Raw genomic sequence first — 17779 nt, forward strand, 5'->3', positions numbered from 1 at the left:
TTTCCTTATCCCAGTTGGATCGTCGTATCGTCGACGAATTCGGCCACGGGAATCCAGAGGTTCTCGGGCGCGGGGCCTTTGCGGATGCGTCCCGCGGTGTCGTAGTGAGAGCCGTGGCAGGGGCAGAACCAGCCGCCGAAGTCACCGGCGCCATCGCCGATCGGCACGCAGCCCAGGTGGGTGCAGACGCCGATCATCACCAGCCATTCGCCCGCCTCGTCCAACGTGCGGTTCTGGTCGGCGGCGGACAGCGACATGTCGTTGCGGTTCTGCGCGTTGGTGTCGGGCAGTTCCGACAGGTCCACCGAACGCGCCGCCTCGATTTCCTTTTCCGTGCGGCGACGGATGAAGACCGGCTTGCCGAGGAACTTGACGCTGATCTGCGTGCCCGGATCGACCCCGCCCACATCGACACGGATCGAGGACAGGGCCTGCACATCCGCCGACGGGTTCATCTGGTTGACCAGCGGCCAGATCGCCGCTCCTGTGGTGACGGCACCCGCCCCTGCTGTGGCGTAGTAGAGGAAATCCCTCCGGGTGCCTTCGTGATCTTCTGCGTGGGACACGAGGTTACTCCATTCTGTCAGTGGCGGTCACGGCCTCATGAGGTTTTGTCCGGGGACTCTCCCCGACCTTCACTCTGCGGCTATTTAGCGAGGCTTTGGCAAGGCGTCCAGCCTGCTGCGCCCCAAGATGTGATCGAAGCGCGATTGTGTCGCGCTTGTCGGTGGGCATTTCCGGGTATAAGGACGCATTAGACGCGTATTCCCTCGTAGTGCAAGGTCCCGGACATGCTCGATTCTATCAAAGTCGCCGCCGCAGCGCTCATGCTGATGGCTACACCTGCCGCCGCCGAACTAGAGCTGAGCCTCTATCTTGGCACGCAGAGCGCCCACAGCGACAGTGACTCGGTGCGCCTGCCGGGGGCGGCCGCGCCGGTGAGCCGCGACATCGACTGGCGGGTGAAGCCGTTCGACAACCCGCTCTATTACGGCGGTCGCGCCACGTGGTGGATGCAGAACGATTTCGGCTTCGGCATCGAGGGTACCCATGCCAAGGCCATCGCCTCGGCCTCTGACCGCGCCGCGCTGGGCGTCGACAAGCTCGAATTCACCGATGGGCACAACATCCTCACCGCCAACGTGATGAAGCGTTTTCCCGGTGCTTTTGCCAAGACGCCGCGATTCACGCCATATGTCGGGGCCGGGGTCGGCGTGGCCATCCCGCACGTGGACATCAAGGTGACCGGCGCCACGGGGCGCACCTTTGATTTCGAGGCCACGGGCCCCGCCCTGCGTGGCATCGCCGGGCTGAAATACGCGATTACCGACAAGTGGGCGCTCTTTGGCGAGTACCAGATCACGTGGTCCGACAACGACGCCACCATCGACCCGGACCCGACCGTTGCCGGGCAGAGCGCGGGCAAGCTCAAGACAGAGCTCGTGACTCATGCGATAAACGTGGGAATCAGCTACAGCTTCTGAGGCAGCGTCGGCGGGTTCTGCGACGGCACCGGTCAGGCGGGGGCCGTCGCTGTCATGCTTTCACGCTGCGCAAACGCGGTGAACCAGTCGGCCAGCGCCGGGTGCCCCTGCCGCCAGCCGCGCCCGTCATGGCGGAAATCGAGATATCCCAGCGCGCAGCCCGTGGCGATATGGCCCATGTCCAGCCGACCAGAGAGGTGGCTCATCCACCGCGCTTCGAGCGCATCGAGCGCGCGGGCGATCTTGGCCCATTGCGCCTCGACCCAAGGGGCGTATTGCATGTCTTCGGGGCGAAAGCGGCCCTCGTAGGTCATCAGAACGGCAGCTTCCATGATGCCCTCGGCGGTAGCTTCGAGCGTCAGGACTTCCCACAGTCGCGCCTCGGGGTAGAGCCCGGCCCCCGAGAGGTCATCAAGGTATCGGGTGATGACCCGGCTGTCATAGAGCGTGGCGCCGTCCTCGCGCACCAGCGCGGGGATCTTGCCCAAGGGGTTGGCCGTGGCGGCGCGCGGATCGGTTTCGATCGGGGTTGTCACGAGGTTTACCACCTCGACCTGCTGGGCGAGGCCGGTCTCATGCAACAGCACGCGCACCTTGCGCACGAAAGGAGAGAGTGGGGAGGCGATGAGTTGCATGGTTCGGCCCTCTTTGCAGGTGTCGCGCAGACGCTAGGCGCGCAGGGCCGGGGTGTAAAGCGCGGCTGGCCGCTAACGGGCCTACCGTGGCAACAGTCTAAAAGGGATGTTGCTCAACACCGGAACCGACTCTTGAGCGGTATTCCCTAGATCGCCGAGCTGTGACCTTCGGCATTGACCTCGTACGCGTCGAGCTGCCGTGCGATCATCCGGGTGAGCGGGCGTGCCTCCGGCGGGATGAACAGGCCGGTCTCGTCCAGCTTCAGATGACCGGCAAAGGCCTGGTCAACCTCTGACAACAGGTCGTGCAGCGCGGCTGGGGCGATGGCGAAATCGCGCGTGATCTCCTCCGCGTCGACGCGGAAATCGCACATCAGCATCTCGATCATCCGGCCGCGCATCCGATCCTCGGGCGAGAAGACATGACCGCGCGTGGTGGAAAACCGCCCCTCGCGGATCGCGCCGGTATGGGCCCCGGTGGCGGGTGCGTTCTGCGCGTATCCTTGCGGAAAGCGCGAGATCGAGGATGCGCCGAGACCGATCAGCACATCCGACGTGTCGTCGGTATAGCCCTGGAAATTGCGGCGCAGGCGTCCGGTCTTTTGTGCAATGCTCAGCCCGTCATCCTTGGTGGCGAAATGGTCGATGCCGATCTCGTCATACCCGTCCCAGAGAAACAGCCGCCTGGCGGTGTCGAAGAGGGCAAGGCGTTCTTGTGGGGTGGGCAGAGCGTCCGAAGGGATCATCTGCTGGCGCTTGGCCATCCACGGCACATGTGCATAGCCATAGAGCGCCACACGGTCAGGGTTGAGCGACAGGAGCTTCTGCACGCTCTCGGTGATTCGCGCCTTGGTCTGGTGCGGCAGACCGTAGAGAATGTCGGCATTGAGGCTCGCCACACCCCTTGCACGGATTTCCTCGGTAGCCCATCGAGTGATGTCGTAGCTTTGCAGGCGACCGATGCTTTTCTGGATGTCCTCGTCGAAATCCTGCACCCCGATGGAGGCGCGGTTCATGCCTGCCGCGGCGAGGGCGTCGAGGCGCGGCCCGTCGATCTCGTTGGGGTCGATCTCGACCGAGAACTCTGTGGCCTCGGTGAACGGTGCGATCTCGCGAATCGCCCCCGCCAGCTCGGTCATCATCGAAGGCTGAAGAAGCGTCGGCGTGCCACCGCCCCAGTGCAGCCGCGAGAGCCGCACACCATCGGGCAGCAGGCGGCCCAGCATGGCGATCTCGGTCTTGAGCGTCTCTAGATAGGCGATCACCGGCGCATCGCTCTGGGTGCCTTGCGTGCGGCAGGCGCAGAACCAGCACAGCCTGCGGCAGAAGGGCACGTGCACGTAGAGCGACACCTCGGAGCCAGCCGGAATAGCGGCGATCCAGTCGGTGAAGTCACCCGGCCCCACCGACCGGCTGAAATGCGGCGCGGTGGGGTAGCTGGTGTAGCGAGGCACCTTGGCATCAAAAAGACCCAGTCGAGCGAGTTCGGTTTGCGTATCCATGTGTCGACGTTTACAGTCCGAAAACGTAAACTCCTTGACTCAGATCAACCCTTGGATGGCAAAGTTGGCAATCAGCGAAAAAATCGCGCATTGCGCGCCGGTAGATTGCGGCGACTGCCCGATCCGGCACCGCGCCGTCTGTGCACGGTGCGAGTCTGACGAGCTCGAGTTGCTCGAGCAGATCAAGTATTACCGCAACTTCGAGGCCGGGCAGACGGTTATCTGGTCCGGGGACCAGATGGATTTCGTCGCCTCCGTCGTTTCGGGGATCGCCACGCTCACGCAGACGATGGAGGACGGGCGCACGCAGATGGTGGGCCTGCTTCTGCCCAGCGATTTCGTGGGTCGCCCGGGGCGCGAGTGCGCCGCCTATGACGTGGTGGCGACCACGGATATGGTGATGTGCTGTTTTCGTCGCAAACCGTTCGAGCAAATGATGGTTCGCACGCCCCACATCGCGCAGCGCCTGCTGGAAATGACGCTCGACGAGCTGGACGCGGCGCGCGAATGGATGCTGGTGCTGGGCCGCAAGACCGCGCGGGAAAAGATCGCCTCGCTTATCGCGATCATCGCGCGGCGCGACGCCGCGCTCTCGATGCAGGGGATGCGCGGCCCGCTTGTCTTTGACCTGCCGCTCACGCGCGAGGCGATGGCCGATTACCTCGGATTGACGCTTGAGACCGTCAGCCGCCAGGTCTCGGCGCTCAAGAAGGACGGGGTGATCTCGCTTGAGGGCAAGCGCCGGGTGACCATCCCTGACATGGGCCGCCTGCTGGAAGAGGCGGGCGACGACAGCGATGGTGGGCTGCTGGTCTGAGGTCATTGGTTCAGCCGGGGCCGAATCAGTGCCAAGAGATTGGTTAACAACCCAAAATGCCTGTCTGCATCGCGTCGGTAAACCGGCTGTATCGCGTCGGTATTTCTGTCGATCCCGTCGAGGTTAACAGACCGGTCGAAGCAGCCGCCTGCTCAGACCAGCCTGCGCCCCGATGACACCGATGGCGTTCCCGGCGGCAAGGCTCCGGAGACGGGCAAGGGTGGTTTCACAGGCGGGGGACGGTCGGAAAGGCGCGACGGGACCGGCCCCGCCTTTCCCGACCAGAAGCCCGGTGGGTCAATGCGCCATGAACACCGGCACCGTGGCCTGTTCCAGCATGTAGCGCGTGGCCCCGCCGAAGATTGCCTCGCGAAAGCGCGAATGGCCATAGGCCCCCATCACCACCATGTCGGCGTCCATGTCCGTCATGTGGCGCAAGAGCACATCCGAGACCCGCGGCAACGAGCGCGACAGTACGTCGATCTCGGTCTTGACCCCGTGGCGCGCGAGATACTGCGCCAGAAGCCCACCGGGATCGGAGCGGTTCGGCCCGTGCATGGGCGGGTCGATCACCACCACATGCACCGTCTCTGCCATGCGCAGGAGCGGCATCGCGGCCCGCGTGGCGGCGAGCGCCTCGGGGCTCTCGTTCCAGGCCAGAAGTATGCGCCTTGGGTTCGGTGTCGGGGCGCCCTTGCTGGGCGCGACGAGAACCGGCGTGCGCCCCTCGAAGAGCGCCGATTCGGTTACCGCCTCGAGTTCGGCACCGCGCCCCTCGCCATAGGGCTGCGGCAAAGTGACCAGATCCGAAAACCGCGCCCGCGCCGAGACATGGCGTCCGATATCGGCAAGCTGTGCCACGCCCATCTCGGCGGCCCAGCGAATCGTGCTCTTGTCGAGACGCGCGCGCACCAGCCGGTCGATCTCTTCGGCGTCTTCCTGCGCACGGCTGATTGTCTCCTGGAGCACGACCGCGCTCGCGCCAGCGTAGTAATAGCCTGTCTGGCTTCGGTCCACGCCCAAGCAGAGCGCATCGAGATGCGCGTCATTGGCTTCGGCCACGGCGATGGCATGGGTGAGGGTCTCATCGACCAGCGCCGGGTCGGTCAGTACCGTGAATAGGCTGTTATAGGTCATCGTGCATTTCCCTGAATCCGCTTCGATATGACCACATTAGGGGCATGAGGGGCGGGACGCATTGACGCGGATCAAGCGCCGGTGCGTGCCGTTTTGACACAGATCAAGGTTTGTTGACTCGGGTGCTCCCATTAAGTGCACAGTTAAACGTGCGTGCGCCGGTCATGGCGAGTCGCGCGGTCGAAGACGAAGGGACGCAACATGACGAATTACATCAAGCTGATTGCGCTTGGCCTGATAACGCTCTTCGCGTTGATCGCTGCCAATTACGCGCGTGATCTGGCCTACCTGATCAACGCGCTTACCGTGGCGCTGATCTCCGGCGGGCTGTTTCTGTGGGTACTCAAGCACACCGACGAGCCGGAGGTGCGAGTCGACCTGTCCGGCGAATACATGGACGGCGTGGTGCGCGCCGGGGTGGTGGCCACCTGCCTCTGGGGCGTCGTGGGCTTTCTCGCGGGCACGTTCATCGCCTTTCAGCTCGCCTTTCCGGAGCTCAATTTCGAGTGGGCGCAGGGCTATGCCAATTTCGGGCGGCTGCGTCCGCTGCACACTTCGGCCGTGATCTTCGCCTTCGGCGGCAACGCGCTCATTGCCACGTCTTTCTACGTGGTGCAGCGCACCTCGGCGGCGCGGTTGTGGGGCGGCAACCTCGCGTGGTTCGTGTTCTGGGGCTATCAGATTGTCATCGTTCTGGCCGCCACCGGCTACCTGCTGGGTGCCACCCAATCCAAGGAATACGCCGAGCCGGAATGGTACGTTGACTGGTGGCTGACCATCGTCTGGCTTGCCTATCTCGCCGTGTTCCTCGGCACGATCGTCAAGAGAAAAGAGCCGCATATCTACGTGGCCAACTGGTTCTACCTGTCGTTCATCATAACGGTGGCGATGCTGCACGTGGTCAACAACCTGTCGATCCCGGTCTCGATCTGGGGCTCCAAATCGGTCCAGGTGTTTTCGGGTGTGCAGGACGCGATGGTGCAGTGGTGGTACGGCCATAACGCCGTGGGCTTCTTTCTCACCGCCGGGTTCCTGGGGATGATGTACTACTTCGTCCCGAAACAGGCAGAACGCCCGGTGTTCAGCTACAAGCTGTCGATCATCCACTTCTGGGCACTTATCTTCATCTATATCTGGGCTGGTCCGCACCACCTGCACTACACGGCGCTGCCCGACTGGGCCTCGACGCTGGGCATGGTGTTCTCGATCGTGCTGTGGATGCCGTCCTGGGGCGGGATGATCAACGGCCTGATGACGCTCTCGGGCGCGTGGGACAAGCTGCGCACCGATCCGATCATCCGGATGATGGTGATCTCCATCGGTTTTTACGGCATGTCCACCTTCGAGGGGCCGATGATGTCCATCCGCGCGGTCAACTCGCTGTCGCACTATACCGACTGGACGATCGGGCACGTGCACTCGGGTGCGCTTGGCTGGAACGGCATGATCACCTTCGGTGCGCTCTACTTCCTGGTGCCAAAACTGTGGAACCGTGAGCGGCTTTACAGCCTGAGCCTCGTGAGCTGGCACTTCTGGCTCGCCACGATCGGCATCATTCTCTACGCCGCCGCCATGTGGGTGACGGGGATCATGGAGGGCCTGATGTGGCGCGAGGTGGATGCGAACGGCTTCCTTGTGAACTCTTTCGCCGACACCGTGGCCGCGAAACTGCCGATGTATATCGTGCGCGGTCTGGGCGGGGTGCTCTACGTCACCGGTGCCGTGATCATGTGCTACAACCTCTGGATGACTGTGAAGCGTTCGCCGGCCGTCGCGGCCACGAACCACACAGTCCCGGCTGAATAAGGAGGGCCGGAGAGATGGCAATTCTGGACAAACACGCAATCCTGGAAAAGAACGTCACGCTTCTGGCGATCTTTGCCTTCCTCGTGGTCACCATCGGGGGGATCGTGCAGATCGCCCCGCTGTTCTGGCTCGAGAACACCATCGAGGACGTGGAGGGCATGCGCCCCTACTCGCCGCTGGAACTGGCCGGGCGCGACATCTACGTCCGCGAGGGCTGTTACGTCTGCCACAGCCAGATGGTGCGCCCGATGCGCGACGAGGTCGAACGCTACGGCCATTACAGCCTCGCGGCGGAGTCGAAATACGACCACCCGTTCCAGTGGGGCTCCAAGCGCACGGGGCCTGACCTCGCGCGCGTCGGCGGGCGCTACTCGGACGCATGGCACGTCGATCACCTGCGCGATCCACAAGCGGTGGTGCCCGAATCGGTGATGCCGAAATACGGCTTCCTTGAGGATCGGCTGATCGACGGCAAACACGTCGCCGACCTGCTCGAGACGCACAGCCTCGTGGGCGTGCCCTATACCGACGAGATGATCGAGAACGCGGTGGCAGACTTCCGGGCGCAGGCCGATCCGGACGCCGATACCGAGGGGCTGCTCGCGCGCTACCCCAAGGCGCAGGTGCGCAATTTCGACGGCCGCCCCGGCATCTCGGAGAGCGACGCGCTGATCGCGTACCTGCAGATGCTGGGCACGCTGGTCGATTTCTCGACCTTCACCCCCGTTGCAAGCCGCTGAGGAGGACAGAAGATGGAAACCTATTCCCTGCTGCGCCAATTCGCCGATAGCTGGATGTTGCTGGTGCTCTTTGCCTTCTTCATCGGGGTAGTGATCTGGGTGTTCCGCCCCGGCGCCACGAAGAAATACGAGAACCCGGCGAACATCCCCTTCCGGCACGAAGACAAACCGGCATCCGATCGCGATGCCGACGCCAAGGAGGCGTAAGACATGGCCAAGAAACCGACCAATAAACAGGAACCGGATACCACCGGCCACGAGTGGGACGGGATCAAGGAATACAACAATCCCCTTCCGCGCTGGTGGGTCTGGGTGTTCTACGCCACCATCATCTGGGGGATCTGGTACGTGATCGCCTATCCCGCATGGCCGCTCATCAACGAGGCGACGGCGGGCTACAAGGGCTGGTCGACCCGCGCCAACGTGGCCGCCGAGATCGAGGCCGCAAAAGAGGCCAATGCCGAGATCAATACCCGGCTGGCCTCGGTCGAACTCGAAGAAATCCCGACGGACGAGGAACTCAACAGCTACGCCGTTTCTGCCGGGGCCGCGGTCTTTCGCACCTGGTGCGCGCAATGCCACGGCTCGGGCGCGGCGGGCGTGAAGGCGGGCGGCTATCCCAACCTGCTGGACAATGCCTGGCTCTGGGGTGGCACGCTGGACGATATTCGGTACACCATCGCTCACGGTATCCGCAACGACGAGGACCCGGATGCGCGCTGGTCGCAGATGCCCGCCTTCGGTGACATCCTCGACAGCGAATCGATCGACCAGGTGGTGAATTACGTGATGTCGCTCTCGGGCGCGCCGCAGGACGCCACGGCCGCTGCGGCAGGCGAGGAGATATTCCTCGACAACTGTGCCGCCTGCCACGGCGACGCGGGCGGGGGCGACATCTACCAGGGTGCCCCGAACCTCGTCGACGCCATCTGGCTCTATGGTGGGGATTACGACACGATCCGCGAGACCGTGACCAATGCGCGCTTTGGCATCATGCCGCCGATGGGCGGGGCCGACCTCAGCGAGGCCGAGACGCGCGCCGTTGCCGTCTATGTCCACCAACTGGGTGGTGGCCAGTAAGCGCAAAGAGATACCCCGGGCCCGTTCCTGGGCCCGGGGTAAGGTGCCGGTCCTTCCGTCCTGTTCGCGCGTTTCCAGGAAGGGCCGGCACCGATAGCGCCGACAGAAGAAACGCCTTGCCAACCTCGGGCCCCGTTTCGGGGCCCTTGTCATGTGTGGCTCAGACCCTGCGACGGGCGATGAGGTGGGCCTCCAACTCTGCACTGTCGCGCAGGTCCGAGCGGTCCGCCAAGGGCCGGTGGGGCCGGTTTTGATGGCGGTGGCGCGCGCCGTTCGCGGTGTCGGTGCGAGTGGCGATATTGAAAGTATTTGCCAGAATTCCGAGCATGATCGTGTCCTTTCATCTGCTGCTGTTCTGCCATTCAATATGGGGAAATGTGGCTCCTCACGCGACTCTGGAAAATTTTCGATCCGTAAGGTAGGCTTACATCATGGATTGGCATACCCTTCCTTCGCTGACCGCTTTGCGTGCCTTCGCGGCCCTGGCCGAGACCGGCAGCACCGCCGCCGCCGGCGCGCGGCTAAACGTGAGCCACGCCGCCGTCAGCCAACAGGTCAGGCAGCTTGAGGCGCATCTGGGCGTGGCGCTTGTCGACCGGTCGGGGCGCCAGTCACGGTTGACGGCGGAGGGGCGCGTCCTTGCTGATGCGCTGAACCTCGGGTTCGGGGCTATTGCCCGTGCGGTCGAGGCGCTGACCGGTGCTGATGCCGAGCGCCCGCTGCAGATATCGACGACGCCGAGTTTTGCTGCGCACTGGCTCATGCCCTGCCTCAGCGAGTTCCGGCAGGCGCATCCGCAAATCGACCTGATGATCGACCCGACGCCGCGGCTCGTGGAGATGGAGCCGGGCGGCATCGACATCGCCGTGCGGTATGGCACAGGCCACTGGCCGGGGCTGGAGGCGGAGTTGCTGTTTCGCTCGCCCATCGTCGCGGTGGCGGCGCCGCACCTGGTCGAAGACAAGCGGATCGACTGCCCCGCGGACCTTGCCGATCTGCCTTGGTTGCAGGAATTCGGCACCAACGAGGCGAGCGACTGGCTGCGTCGGCGGGGCGTGGTCAAGGAACGTGCCGCCGGGCTGGTGCAGGTGCCGGGCAACCTGTTGCTCGACGGGTTGCGCAACGGGCAGGGCGTGGCGGTGACGGTGCGCGAATGGGTGCGTCAGGATATCACATCCGGTCGACTGCGGCTTTTGTTCGAGGATCAAGAGGAGGCGGGCTATCATGTTGTTACGCGCCCCGGCGTGCTGCGCCCGCCTGCAAAGGCTTTCGTTACGTGGCTACGGCGGCAGGCGCGAAAGACGGTGCCGCTCAAAGAGTTGTCCGTGAGCAAGACGCAAGCGAAATAGATCGATTCAGGAGTCAGGATTGATGCAGGTCAAAGTTACGGGCCCCGCATCCTGTCAAAAGACGATCAACAGATGCAAGATATCGGAGTGTCTCCGTGGCCGATTCCCAGCCCAATGCCCCCCAATCCCTCTATGCCGCGCGTGAGCCGGTCTTTCCCAGGAAGGTGTACGGCAAGTTCCGCAACCTGAAATGGGTGATCATGGCCGTTACCCTCGGCATCTATTACCTCACCCCGTGGATTCGCTGGGATCGGGGGCCGAGTCTTCCGGATCAGGCAGTTCTGCTCGATCTGGCTGAGCGGCGGTTCTTCTTCTTCTGGATCGAGATCTGGCCGCATGAATTCTACTTCGTTGCCGGCCTGCTGGTGATGGCTGGCCTGGGGCTGTTCCTGTTCACCTCGGCGCTTGGCCGGGTGTGGTGCGGCTATGCCTGCCCGCAGACCGTGTGGACCGATCTGTTTATCCTGGTGGAACGCTGGATCGAGGGTGATCGCAATGCCCGGCTGCGCCTGCACAGGCAGAAGAAATGGGATGTCCGTAAGGCGCGGCTGCGAGTGACCAAATGGATCACGTGGGCCTTGATCGCGGTGGCGACGGGGGGCGCGTGGGTGTTTTATTTCACGGATGCACCAACACTCCTGGTCGACCTGTTCACGCTCGACGCGCATCCCATCGCCTATACCACCATCGCCGTTCTGACCGGCACGACCTTTTTCTTCGGCGGTTTCGCGCGCGAACAGATATGCATCTATGCCTGCCCCTGGCCGCGCATTCAGGCCGCGATGATGGACGAGGACACGCTGACCGTGGGCTACCGCGAATGGCGTGGCGAGCCGCGCAAGAATTCAGAAGAGGTCAAGGCCGGGGCCGCGCAGGGTGACTGCATCGACTGCATGGCCTGCGTCAACGTCTGCCCCGTGGGCATCGACATTCGCGATGGCCAGCAGCTTGAATGCATCACCTGTGCGCTGTGCATCGACGCCTGCGACGACGTGATGGCCAGGATTGGCAAGCCGCGCGGGCTAATCGACTACATGGCGTTCACCGACGAGGAGCGCGAGCGCGCGGGCCAGCCGGCCAAACCGATCTGGAAGCACGTTTTCCGCCCGCGCACCATTCTCTATACGGCGCTTTGGTCGCTGGTGGGGCTGGGTCTTGTCTTTGCGTTGTTCATCCGCTCCGACATCGACCTGACGGTGGCGCCGGTGCGCAACCCGACCTATGTCACCCTGTCGGATGGCGAAATCCGCAATATCTACGAGGTGCGCCTGCGCAACATGAAGCACGAGCCGACGCGCTTCAAATTCAGCGTGAAGGGCGATCCGACGCTGTTCATCACGCTGGAGGGCACGCCTTATACTTCGGTCGAGGTGGCGCCCGACGAGATGAAGCTTCAGCGTGTCTACGTCACCGCGCCGCCGAATTCGGCCCCGGCACAGGCCGAGAGTACCGATATCCGCATCTGGGTCGAGGATACCGGCAGCGGCACGCGCGATTACAAGGACACGGTCTTCAACGGACGGGGGCAATGATGGCGGAACGACAGATCACCGGGCGGCACGTGCTGATAGGCTTCGTGGCGGCCTTCAGCGTCATCATCGGGGTCAATCTCGTGCTGGCCTATTCGGCGGTGCGCACCTTTCCGGGGCTGGAGGTGAGAAACGGCTATATTGCCAGCCAGACCTTCAACGAGCGCAAGGCCGCGCAGGAGGCACTGGGCTGGATACTGGCCGCCGAGGCGCAGGGCGGGCTTTTGTTGCTGCGGTTCACCGATGAGAGCGGGCAGCCCGTAAGACCCGCGAGCGTCGAGGCGACGGTGGGCCGGGCAACCGAGGATCACGAGGATATCTCGGCCCGGCTCACCTATACCGGGCAGGCCTTCGAAGCACCGGTTATGCTGGGAGCAGGCAAGTGGATCCTTCGGCTGAGAGCCTATTCCGCCGACGGCACACTGTTCCAGCAACGCCGCGAGATTCTGATGGATCGGGGCTAGGGGATGACCGCCACGATGCGCCCTGCACCTTCGGCCTGTCCGGCCTGCGCCGCCGCCCCGGCGGCCGAGGCGCTGGCCGCGCGCGATCTGCCGGACGCGCGGATCGCCCTGTCGCTGCCGACGATCCATTGCGCGGCCTGCATCTCGAAGATCGAGAGCGCGCTGGACGCGCACCCGCAGGTGCGCTCGGCGCGGGTCAACCTCACCCTCAAACGGGCCAGCATCGACGCCGCCCCCGGTGTGACGGCGGATGAGATGCGTGCCCTTGTCGAGCGGCTGGGCTACGAGGCGCACGAGCTTGATGCCGGTACGCTCAACGCCACCGCAACCGACAAGGCGGGTCGTGATCTCTTGATGCGGCTGGCGGTGGCGGGATTTGCCGCGATGAACGTCATGCTGCTGTCGATCTCGGTCTGGTCCGGGGCCGATGCTGCGACGCGCGACCTGTTTCACTGGATATCCGCCGCGATCACCCTGCCTGCTATCGCGTTTTCGGGCATGCCATTCTTTCGCAATGCATGGGCTGCGCTGCGGCAGGGGCGGCTCAACATGGACGTGCCGATCACGCTGGCGATCGTTCTGGCGGTGATCACCTCGCTGTGGGAGACATCGCTTTCCGGCGAGCACGCCTATTTCGACGCGGCCATCGCGCTCACCTTCTTCCTGCTTGCCGGGCGTTATCTCGATCATCGCACCCGTGCCATCGCGCGCTCTGCCGCCGAGGAGCTGACCGCGCTCGAAGTACCACGCGCGACGCGGTTGCACGATGGCGAGGAAAAGGTTGTCAGCGTCTCGGAGCTTGCGGCGGGTGATCTGGTCCTCGTGCGCCCCGGTGGGCGGATGCCGGTGGATGGCGAGATCGTCGGCGGCACGTCAGAGATCGACCGCTCTCTCCTGACCGGAGAGACGCGGCCCGTTTTCGCGGGTGAGGGACAGGCGGTGAGCGCCGGAGAGGTGAACCTCACCGGGCCGCTGACCATCCGTGCCACCGCCGTTGGGGCCGAGACATCGCTGCACCGCATGGCCGACCTGGTGGCGATCGCGGAATCGGGGCGCTCGCGCTACACCTCGCTCGCTGATCGCGCGGCCAAGCTCTATGCGCCCGGGGTGCATATCCTGGCGGGCCTGAGTTTCCTCGGCTGGTATCTCTATACGTGGGATTTGCGCACCGCGCTCAACATTGCCGCAGCCGTGCTTATCATCACATGTCCCTGCGCGCTGGGCCTTGCCGTTCCGGCGGTGACGACGGCGGCGTCGGGGCGGCTTTTCCGGCGCGGCATGCTCATCAAGCACGAAACCGCGCTGGAGCGGTTGGCACAGGTGGACACGGTGGTGTTCGACAAGACCGGCACGCTGACCGCCGGTACCCCGCGACTCGAGGCACCGGGGACGGTCCCGCCGGAGGCGATGGCGGTGGCGCGCGCGCTGGCCGAGGGCTCGTCGCACCCGCTGGCCCGCGCCATCGCCGAGGCCGCGCGCGAGGCAGGTGTCGCGGCGGCGAAGGTGAGCGACGTGACAGAGGTGCCGGGCTACGGCACCAAGGGCCGCTACGAGGGCCGCGAGGTGCGGCTCGGGCGGGCAAGCTGGACCGGGGCCAAGCCGCGGACGCAAACCGCGAGTTTCCTCGATATGGGCGGTGGCGGACCGGTGGCGTTTCCATTCACCGACGCGCTGCGCCCCGGTGCGCAAGAGGCGGTCGCGGCGCTGGTGGCCGATGGCAAACGGGTGATCCTGATGTCGGGCGATACCGAACCGGCGGTTGCGACCCTCGCGGATCGGCTCGGGATCAAGGAATGGACGGCCGAGGCGCTTCCCGCCGACAAGGCGGCGCGCGTCGAGGAGCTGGGCGGCGAGGGCGGGCATGTGCTGATGGTGGGTGACGGGCTCAACGACACCGCTGCACTCGCCGCCGCGCATGTCTCGATCTCGCCCGCATCGGCGCTCGATGCCGCGCGGGTCGCGTCGGATATCGTGCTGCTGGGCAATGACCTGTCGCCCATCGGTGCGGCCTGTGTGACGGCGCGCTCGGCCACGCGGCGCATCCGCGAAAACTTCAGGATTGCGACGGTTTACAACATCGTCGCCGTGCCGCTGGCGGTGGCCGGACTCGCCACGCCACTGATCGCGGCCTTGGCCATGTCGGCGAGTTCGATTACCGTGTCGCTGAACGCGCTGCGATTGAGGTGAGCGATGAACGTGCTGGCCTATCTCATCCCGATTTCGCTGATCCTTGGCGGTCTGGGGCTGGTGTTCTTCATCTACACGGTGCGGTCCAACCAGTACGACGACCCCGAGGGCGATGCCCGGCGCATCCTGACGGATGACTGGGACGAACACCCCAAGCCCTGACCACCGAGGATCGCGCCGCGGACGGCCTCGCCGCGCACCATCCGTCCGGCAGGCTGACCGGCGCGGCGACGTGGACAAGCGTGCCCGATCCGGACTAAACGGTGAGGCATTTCGTCAGCCCCGGCGCGTGGCCGCCATCCGGGGACCGTGGCGAGCCAGTCGGGCGGGCCGGGGAGATCGTTATGGGGTATGTGACACAGATTCTCGAGGTCCTCTCGCTCGTCTTCGTGTTCCTTCTGGGGACGGCGGCGCTGGTGGTGCTGCTCTTCTACGTTATAGACCGTATGCAGACCGGCGACGCGATTCGCCGGAACTACCCGGTGATCGGGCGGTTCCGGGGGCTGTTCACCAAGCTGGGCGAATTCTTTCGTCAGTATTTCTTTGCGATGGACCGCGAGGAAATGCCCTTCAACCGTGCGCAACGGGATTGGGTGGCGCATGCGACCAAGCACAAGGGCAATACCATCGCCTTTGGCTCGACCCGCAATCTTCACGTGCCCGGCACGCCCATATTCGTTCCGGCGGTGTTCCCGCCGCTCGACAACCAGTTTGCCACCACCGCACCGATGGAGATCGGGCCGGGCGCGGCGATTCCCTACAAGGCGAAGTCGATCTTCAACATCTCCGGCATGAGCTATGGCGCGATCTCGCGCCCCGCCGTCGAGGCGCTGAGCCGGGGGGCGGCACGGGCGGGCATCTGGCTCAATACCGGTGAGGGCGGGGTCAGCCCCTATCACCTGACCGGCGGGTGCGACCTTGTTTACCAGATCGGCACCGCGAAATACGGTGTGCGCGACGCCGGGGGGCAACTCTCGGATGACAGGTTGCGCGAGGTTTCTGACAACCCGTGCATCAAGATGTTCGAGATCAAGCTGGCGCAGGGCGCCAAACCCGGCAAGGGCGGCATCCTGCCCGGTGCCAAGGTCAATTACGAGATCGCGCGCATCCGCGGCATTGCCGAGGGGCAGGACAGCATTTCGCCCAACCGGTTCGTCGAGATCGACGATTTCGGCGACCTGCTCGACATGATCGGTCATATCCGCCGCGTCACCGGGCGGCCCGTCGGTTTCAAGACGGTGATCGGCTCGTCGCAGGCCTGGGAGCCGTTCTTCGAGCTGGTGGCCGCGCGCGGGGCGGAGTGCGCGCCGGATTTCATCACCATAGACGGCGGCGAGGGGGGCACCGGGGCGGCACCGATGCCGCTGATGGACCTCGTGGGCATGCCGCTGCGCGACGCGCTGCCGCGCATGGTGGATCTGCGCGACCGTTACGGTCTCAAGGACCGAATCCGCATGATTGCCAGCGGCAAGCTGGTCAATCCCGGCGACGTGGCCTGGGCGCTCTGCGCCGGGGCCGATTTCGTGACCTCGGCGCGCGGCTTCATGTTCAGCCTCGGCTGCATCCAGGCGCTCAAGTGCAACCGTAACACCTGCCCCACCGGCATCACCACCCACGATCCGTATCTTCAGCGCGGCCTCGTGGTCGAGGACAAGTATGCCAAGGTTGCAAACTATGCCAAGTCCATCATCAACGAGGTCGAGACCATCGCCCATTCCGTCGGCGTGGCCGAACCGCGGCAGATGCGGCGGCGGCACGTGCGGCTGGTGCAGGCCAACGGCACCTCGATCCGCTTCAACGAGATCCGCCCGAGTTACAGCCCGGACGCGCCATCGTGATCGCCACCGGTGAAACCCGCGGCTGGTTTGGCGCGTGTCTGTCCCTATATGCCGTTTAACGGATAAGGAGGACGTAATGGCCTATCGCTGGAAGAATGACCTGCGCGAGCGTGACGTGACCCCGGAGCCCGTGTGGCTCGACCGACGGGCCGTGATCGCCGGGGCGGCGGGGCTTGGTCTTCTCGGAGCCGGCGGTGCCGCGCGCGCCGAGACGCTCGAGCCCAACGACTGGGAGGACATCACCTCCTACAACAATTACTATGAGTTCGGCACCGACAAGGGCGACCCGGCGCGCCATGCGCACCGGCTGACCATCGAGCCGTGGAACGTGCGTATCGACGGGTTGGTGGACCGCCCCGGCGACTATGCCTTCGAGGACATCATGGCGAAGATGACGGTGGAGGAGCGCCTCTACCGTTTCCGCTGTGTCGAGGCATGGTCGATGGTGGTGCCGTGGAACGGGTTCGAGCTCGCCGACCTGCTGGCGATGGCGGGCGTGCAGTCAGGCGCGAAATACGTGGCCTTCGAGACGGTGCTGCGCGAGGACGAGATGCCCGGCGTGGCCTACCCGGTGCTCGACTGGCCCTATGTCGAGGGGCTGCGGCTCGATGAGGCGATGCATCCGCTCACCATCATGGCGACGGGCATATATGGTCGCGACATCCCAAAGCAGAACGGCGCGCCGCTGCGTCTTGTCGTGCCTTGGAAATACGGCTTCAAGTCGATCAAGTCGGTGGTGCGCATCACGCTGATCGACAGTGAGCCGCCGACAAGCTGGAACAAGGCCAACCCGCGCGAATACGGCTTCTACTCCAACGTCAACCCGGAGGTGGACCACCCACGCTGGAGCCAGGCCACAGAGCGGCGAATCGGCGGCGGGCTGTTCTCGTCGCGCATCCCGACGCCGATGTTCAACGGCTATGGCGACGAGGTGGCCAGCCTTTACAAGGGCATGGACCTCAAGAAGCAGTTCTGATGTGGGCTGACCGGATCAACGGCCCGGCGCGCCGCGTTCCGATCTGGGCGCTGTGGGTCATCGGTCCCGCGCCGGCGATTTGGTTCTTCTACCTCGGGCTGACCGGCGGGCTCGGTGCCGAGCCGATCAAGGCGCTGGAGCGTGAACTGGGCCTGGTGGCGCTTCAGTTGCTGGTGGCCACGCTTACGATCACGCCGCTGCGGCGGCATCTCGGCATCAATCTCATGCGCTTTCG

Annotated in this window: 19 protein-coding genes (1 of these 19 running past the window's edge); 14 read left to right on the forward strand and 5 right to left on the reverse strand. The window is 64.6% G+C overall.

Annotated features, from left to right (window positions below; all coding sequences use genetic code 11):
• Positions 1 to 5: 5 nt before the first annotated feature.
• Positions 6 to 566, reverse strand: coding sequence for a ubiquinol-cytochrome c reductase iron-sulfur subunit (petA, locus tag CRJ03_RS17515; protein WP_104020153.1), 561 nt, complete (start codon positions 564 to 566; stop codon positions 6 to 8).
• A 225-nt stretch (positions 567 to 791) separates the two neighbouring features.
• Between petA and CRJ03_RS17520 the strand changes: the two genes are divergently transcribed.
• Positions 792 to 1484 carry an outer membrane protein gene (locus tag CRJ03_RS17520; RefSeq protein ID WP_104020154.1) on the forward strand — a complete coding sequence of 231 codons (693 nt, stop codon included), beginning with the start codon at positions 792 to 794 and terminating at the stop codon, positions 1482 to 1484.
• A 32-nt stretch (positions 1485 to 1516) separates the two neighbouring features.
• On the opposite strand, the gene CRJ03_RS17525 is transcribed toward CRJ03_RS17520, so the two are convergent.
• Together CRJ03_RS17525 and hemN are read right to left on the reverse strand one after the other, a co-directional pair.
• Positions 1517 to 2119 (reverse strand): glutathione S-transferase, encoded by a 603-nt coding sequence (locus CRJ03_RS17525; RefSeq protein WP_104020155.1) that lies wholly within the window; start codon positions 2117 to 2119, stop codon positions 1517 to 1519.
• Positions 2120 to 2265: 146 nt separating this feature from the next.
• A complete protein-coding gene (gene hemN / locus CRJ03_RS17530) occupies positions 2266 to 3621 on the reverse strand; it encodes an oxygen-independent coproporphyrinogen III oxidase (RefSeq protein WP_104020156.1) in 1356 nt (451 codons plus the stop codon).
• 55 nt (positions 3622 to 3676) lie between these two features.
• On the opposite strand from hemN, the gene fnrL reads away from it, so the two are divergent.
• Entirely contained in the window at positions 3677 to 4438 is a 762-nt protein-coding gene (gene fnrL / locus CRJ03_RS17535) for a transcriptional regulator FnrL (protein WP_104020157.1), read from the forward strand.
• A 297-nt stretch (positions 4439 to 4735) separates the two neighbouring features.
• On the opposite strand, the gene CRJ03_RS17540 is transcribed toward fnrL, so the two are convergent.
• Positions 4736 to 5575, reverse strand: a complete 840-nt coding sequence (locus CRJ03_RS17540; RefSeq protein WP_104020158.1) for a universal stress protein — start codon at positions 5573 to 5575, stop codon at positions 4736 to 4738.
• 201 nt (positions 5576 to 5776) lie between these two features.
• On the opposite strand from CRJ03_RS17540, the gene ccoN reads away from it, so the two are divergent.
• Genes ccoN through ccoP form a run of 4 tightly spaced genes read left to right on the forward strand, consistent with a single transcriptional unit; the run spans position 5777 to position 9201 of the window.
• Complete coding sequence (ccoN, locus tag CRJ03_RS17545; RefSeq protein ID WP_104020159.1) at positions 5777 to 7381, forward strand: cytochrome-c oxidase, cbb3-type subunit I; 1605 nt, start codon at positions 5777 to 5779, stop codon at positions 7379 to 7381.
• A gap of 14 nt (positions 7382 to 7395) precedes the next feature.
• Positions 7396 to 8121, forward strand: a complete 726-nt coding sequence (ccoO, locus tag CRJ03_RS17550; RefSeq protein ID WP_104020160.1) for a cytochrome-c oxidase, cbb3-type subunit II — start codon at positions 7396 to 7398, stop codon at positions 8119 to 8121.
• A 12-nt stretch (positions 8122 to 8133) separates the two neighbouring features.
• Positions 8134 to 8328 (forward strand): cbb3-type cytochrome c oxidase subunit 3, encoded by a 195-nt coding sequence (locus CRJ03_RS17555; protein ID WP_104020161.1) that lies wholly within the window; start codon positions 8134 to 8136, stop codon positions 8326 to 8328.
• A gap of 3 nt (positions 8329 to 8331) precedes the next feature.
• A complete protein-coding gene (ccoP, locus tag CRJ03_RS17560; RefSeq protein ID WP_104020162.1) occupies positions 8332 to 9201 on the forward strand; it encodes a cytochrome-c oxidase, cbb3-type subunit III in 870 nt (289 codons plus the stop codon).
• A 160-nt stretch (positions 9202 to 9361) separates the two neighbouring features.
• On the opposite strand, the gene CRJ03_RS19985 is transcribed toward ccoP, so the two are convergent.
• The gene (locus CRJ03_RS19985) at positions 9362 to 9529 is read right to left on the reverse strand and encodes a hypothetical protein (RefSeq protein ID WP_165375348.1); all 168 of its coding nucleotides are present in this window, start codon (positions 9527 to 9529) and stop codon (positions 9362 to 9364) included.
• A gap of 103 nt (positions 9530 to 9632) precedes the next feature.
• Here CRJ03_RS19985 and CRJ03_RS17565 point away from each other — a divergent pair, with 103 nt between their 5' ends.
• The 8 genes from CRJ03_RS17565 to msrQ all read left to right on the forward strand — a co-directional run.
• Entirely contained in the window at positions 9633 to 10550 is a 918-nt protein-coding gene (locus tag CRJ03_RS17565; RefSeq protein WP_104020163.1) for a LysR family transcriptional regulator, read from the forward strand.
• A gap of 95 nt (positions 10551 to 10645) precedes the next feature.
• Positions 10646 to 12082: a cytochrome c oxidase accessory protein CcoG gene (gene ccoG, locus CRJ03_RS17570; RefSeq protein WP_104020164.1), complete on the forward strand. Its 1437-nt coding sequence runs from the start codon at positions 10646 to 10648 to the stop codon at positions 12080 to 12082.
• Complete coding sequence (locus CRJ03_RS17575) at positions 12079 to 12543, forward strand: FixH family protein (RefSeq protein WP_104020165.1); 465 nt, start codon at positions 12079 to 12081, stop codon at positions 12541 to 12543. Before ccoG ends, CRJ03_RS17575 begins: the two co-directional genes overlap by 4 nt.
• A 3-nt stretch (positions 12544 to 12546) precedes the next feature.
• Complete coding sequence (locus CRJ03_RS17580; protein WP_104020166.1) at positions 12547 to 14730, forward strand: heavy metal translocating P-type ATPase; 2184 nt, start codon at positions 12547 to 12549, stop codon at positions 14728 to 14730.
• Positions 14731 to 14733: 3 nt separating this feature from the next.
• Positions 14734 to 14892 (forward strand): cbb3-type cytochrome oxidase assembly protein CcoS, encoded by a 159-nt coding sequence (ccoS, locus tag CRJ03_RS17585; protein ID WP_104020167.1) that lies wholly within the window; start codon positions 14734 to 14736, stop codon positions 14890 to 14892.
• 182 nt (positions 14893 to 15074) lie between these two features.
• Positions 15075 to 16568, forward strand: coding sequence for an FMN-binding glutamate synthase family protein (locus tag CRJ03_RS17590; RefSeq protein ID WP_104020168.1), 1494 nt, complete (start codon positions 15075 to 15077; stop codon positions 16566 to 16568).
• Between the two features lie 76 nt (positions 16569 to 16644).
• Complete coding sequence (msrP, locus tag CRJ03_RS17595) at positions 16645 to 17544, forward strand: protein-methionine-sulfoxide reductase catalytic subunit MsrP (RefSeq protein ID WP_104020169.1); 900 nt, start codon at positions 16645 to 16647, stop codon at positions 17542 to 17544.
• Positions 17544 to 17779, forward strand: partial view of a protein-methionine-sulfoxide reductase heme-binding subunit MsrQ gene (msrQ, locus tag CRJ03_RS17600; protein WP_104020170.1) — the start only. It continues 367 nt past the right edge of the window; the window shows 236 of its 603 coding nt (coding positions 1-236); its start codon is at positions 17544 to 17546; its stop codon lies off the right edge, out of view. The genes msrP and msrQ overlap by 1 nt, the downstream gene beginning before the upstream one ends.

It is taken from the genome of Roseovarius nitratireducens, from assembly GCF_002925845.1.
Taxonomy (GTDB): Bacteria; Pseudomonadota; Alphaproteobacteria; order Rhodobacterales; family Rhodobacteraceae; genus Roseovarius; species Roseovarius nitratireducens.

Bases quoted from the DNA above. Each gene is read 5' to 3' on its own strand.
- CRJ03_RS17520 (WP_104020154.1), top strand. From the start codon at position 792: ATGCTCGATTCTATCAAAGTCGCCGCCGCAGCGCTCATGCTGATGGCT.
- CRJ03_RS17525 (WP_104020155.1), bottom strand. From the start codon at position 2,119: ATGCAACTCATCGCCTCCCCACTCTCTCCTTTCGTGCGCAAGGTGCGC.
- hemN (WP_104020156.1), bottom strand. From the start codon at position 3,621: ATGGATACGCAAACCGAACTCGCTCGACTGGGTCTTTTTGATGCCAAG.
- fnrL (WP_104020157.1), top strand. From the start codon at position 3,677: ATGGCAAAGTTGGCAATCAGCGAAAAAATCGCGCATTGCGCGCCGGTA.
- CRJ03_RS17540 (WP_104020158.1), bottom strand. From the start codon at position 5,575: ATGACCTATAACAGCCTATTCACGGTACTGACCGACCCGGCGCTGGTC.
- ccoN (WP_104020159.1), top strand. From the start codon at position 5,777: ATGACGAATTACATCAAGCTGATTGCGCTTGGCCTGATAACGCTCTTC.
- ccoO (WP_104020160.1), top strand. From the start codon at position 7,396: ATGGCAATTCTGGACAAACACGCAATCCTGGAAAAGAACGTCACGCTT.
- CRJ03_RS17555 (WP_104020161.1), top strand. From the start codon at position 8,134: ATGGAAACCTATTCCCTGCTGCGCCAATTCGCCGATAGCTGGATGTTG.
- ccoP (WP_104020162.1), top strand. From the start codon at position 8,332: ATGGCCAAGAAACCGACCAATAAACAGGAACCGGATACCACCGGCCAC.
- CRJ03_RS19985 (WP_165375348.1), bottom strand. From the start codon at position 9,529: ATGCTCGGAATTCTGGCAAATACTTTCAATATCGCCACTCGCACCGAC.
- CRJ03_RS17565 (WP_104020163.1), top strand. From the start codon at position 9,633: ATGGATTGGCATACCCTTCCTTCGCTGACCGCTTTGCGTGCCTTCGCG.
- CRJ03_RS17575 (WP_104020165.1), top strand. From the start codon at position 12,079: ATGATGGCGGAACGACAGATCACCGGGCGGCACGTGCTGATAGGCTTC.
- CRJ03_RS17580 (WP_104020166.1), top strand. From the start codon at position 12,547: ATGACCGCCACGATGCGCCCTGCACCTTCGGCCTGTCCGGCCTGCGCC.
- ccoS (WP_104020167.1), top strand. From the start codon at position 14,734: ATGAACGTGCTGGCCTATCTCATCCCGATTTCGCTGATCCTTGGCGGT.
- CRJ03_RS17590 (WP_104020168.1), top strand. From the start codon at position 15,075: ATGGGGTATGTGACACAGATTCTCGAGGTCCTCTCGCTCGTCTTCGTG.
- msrP (WP_104020169.1), top strand. From the start codon at position 16,645: ATGGCCTATCGCTGGAAGAATGACCTGCGCGAGCGTGACGTGACCCCG.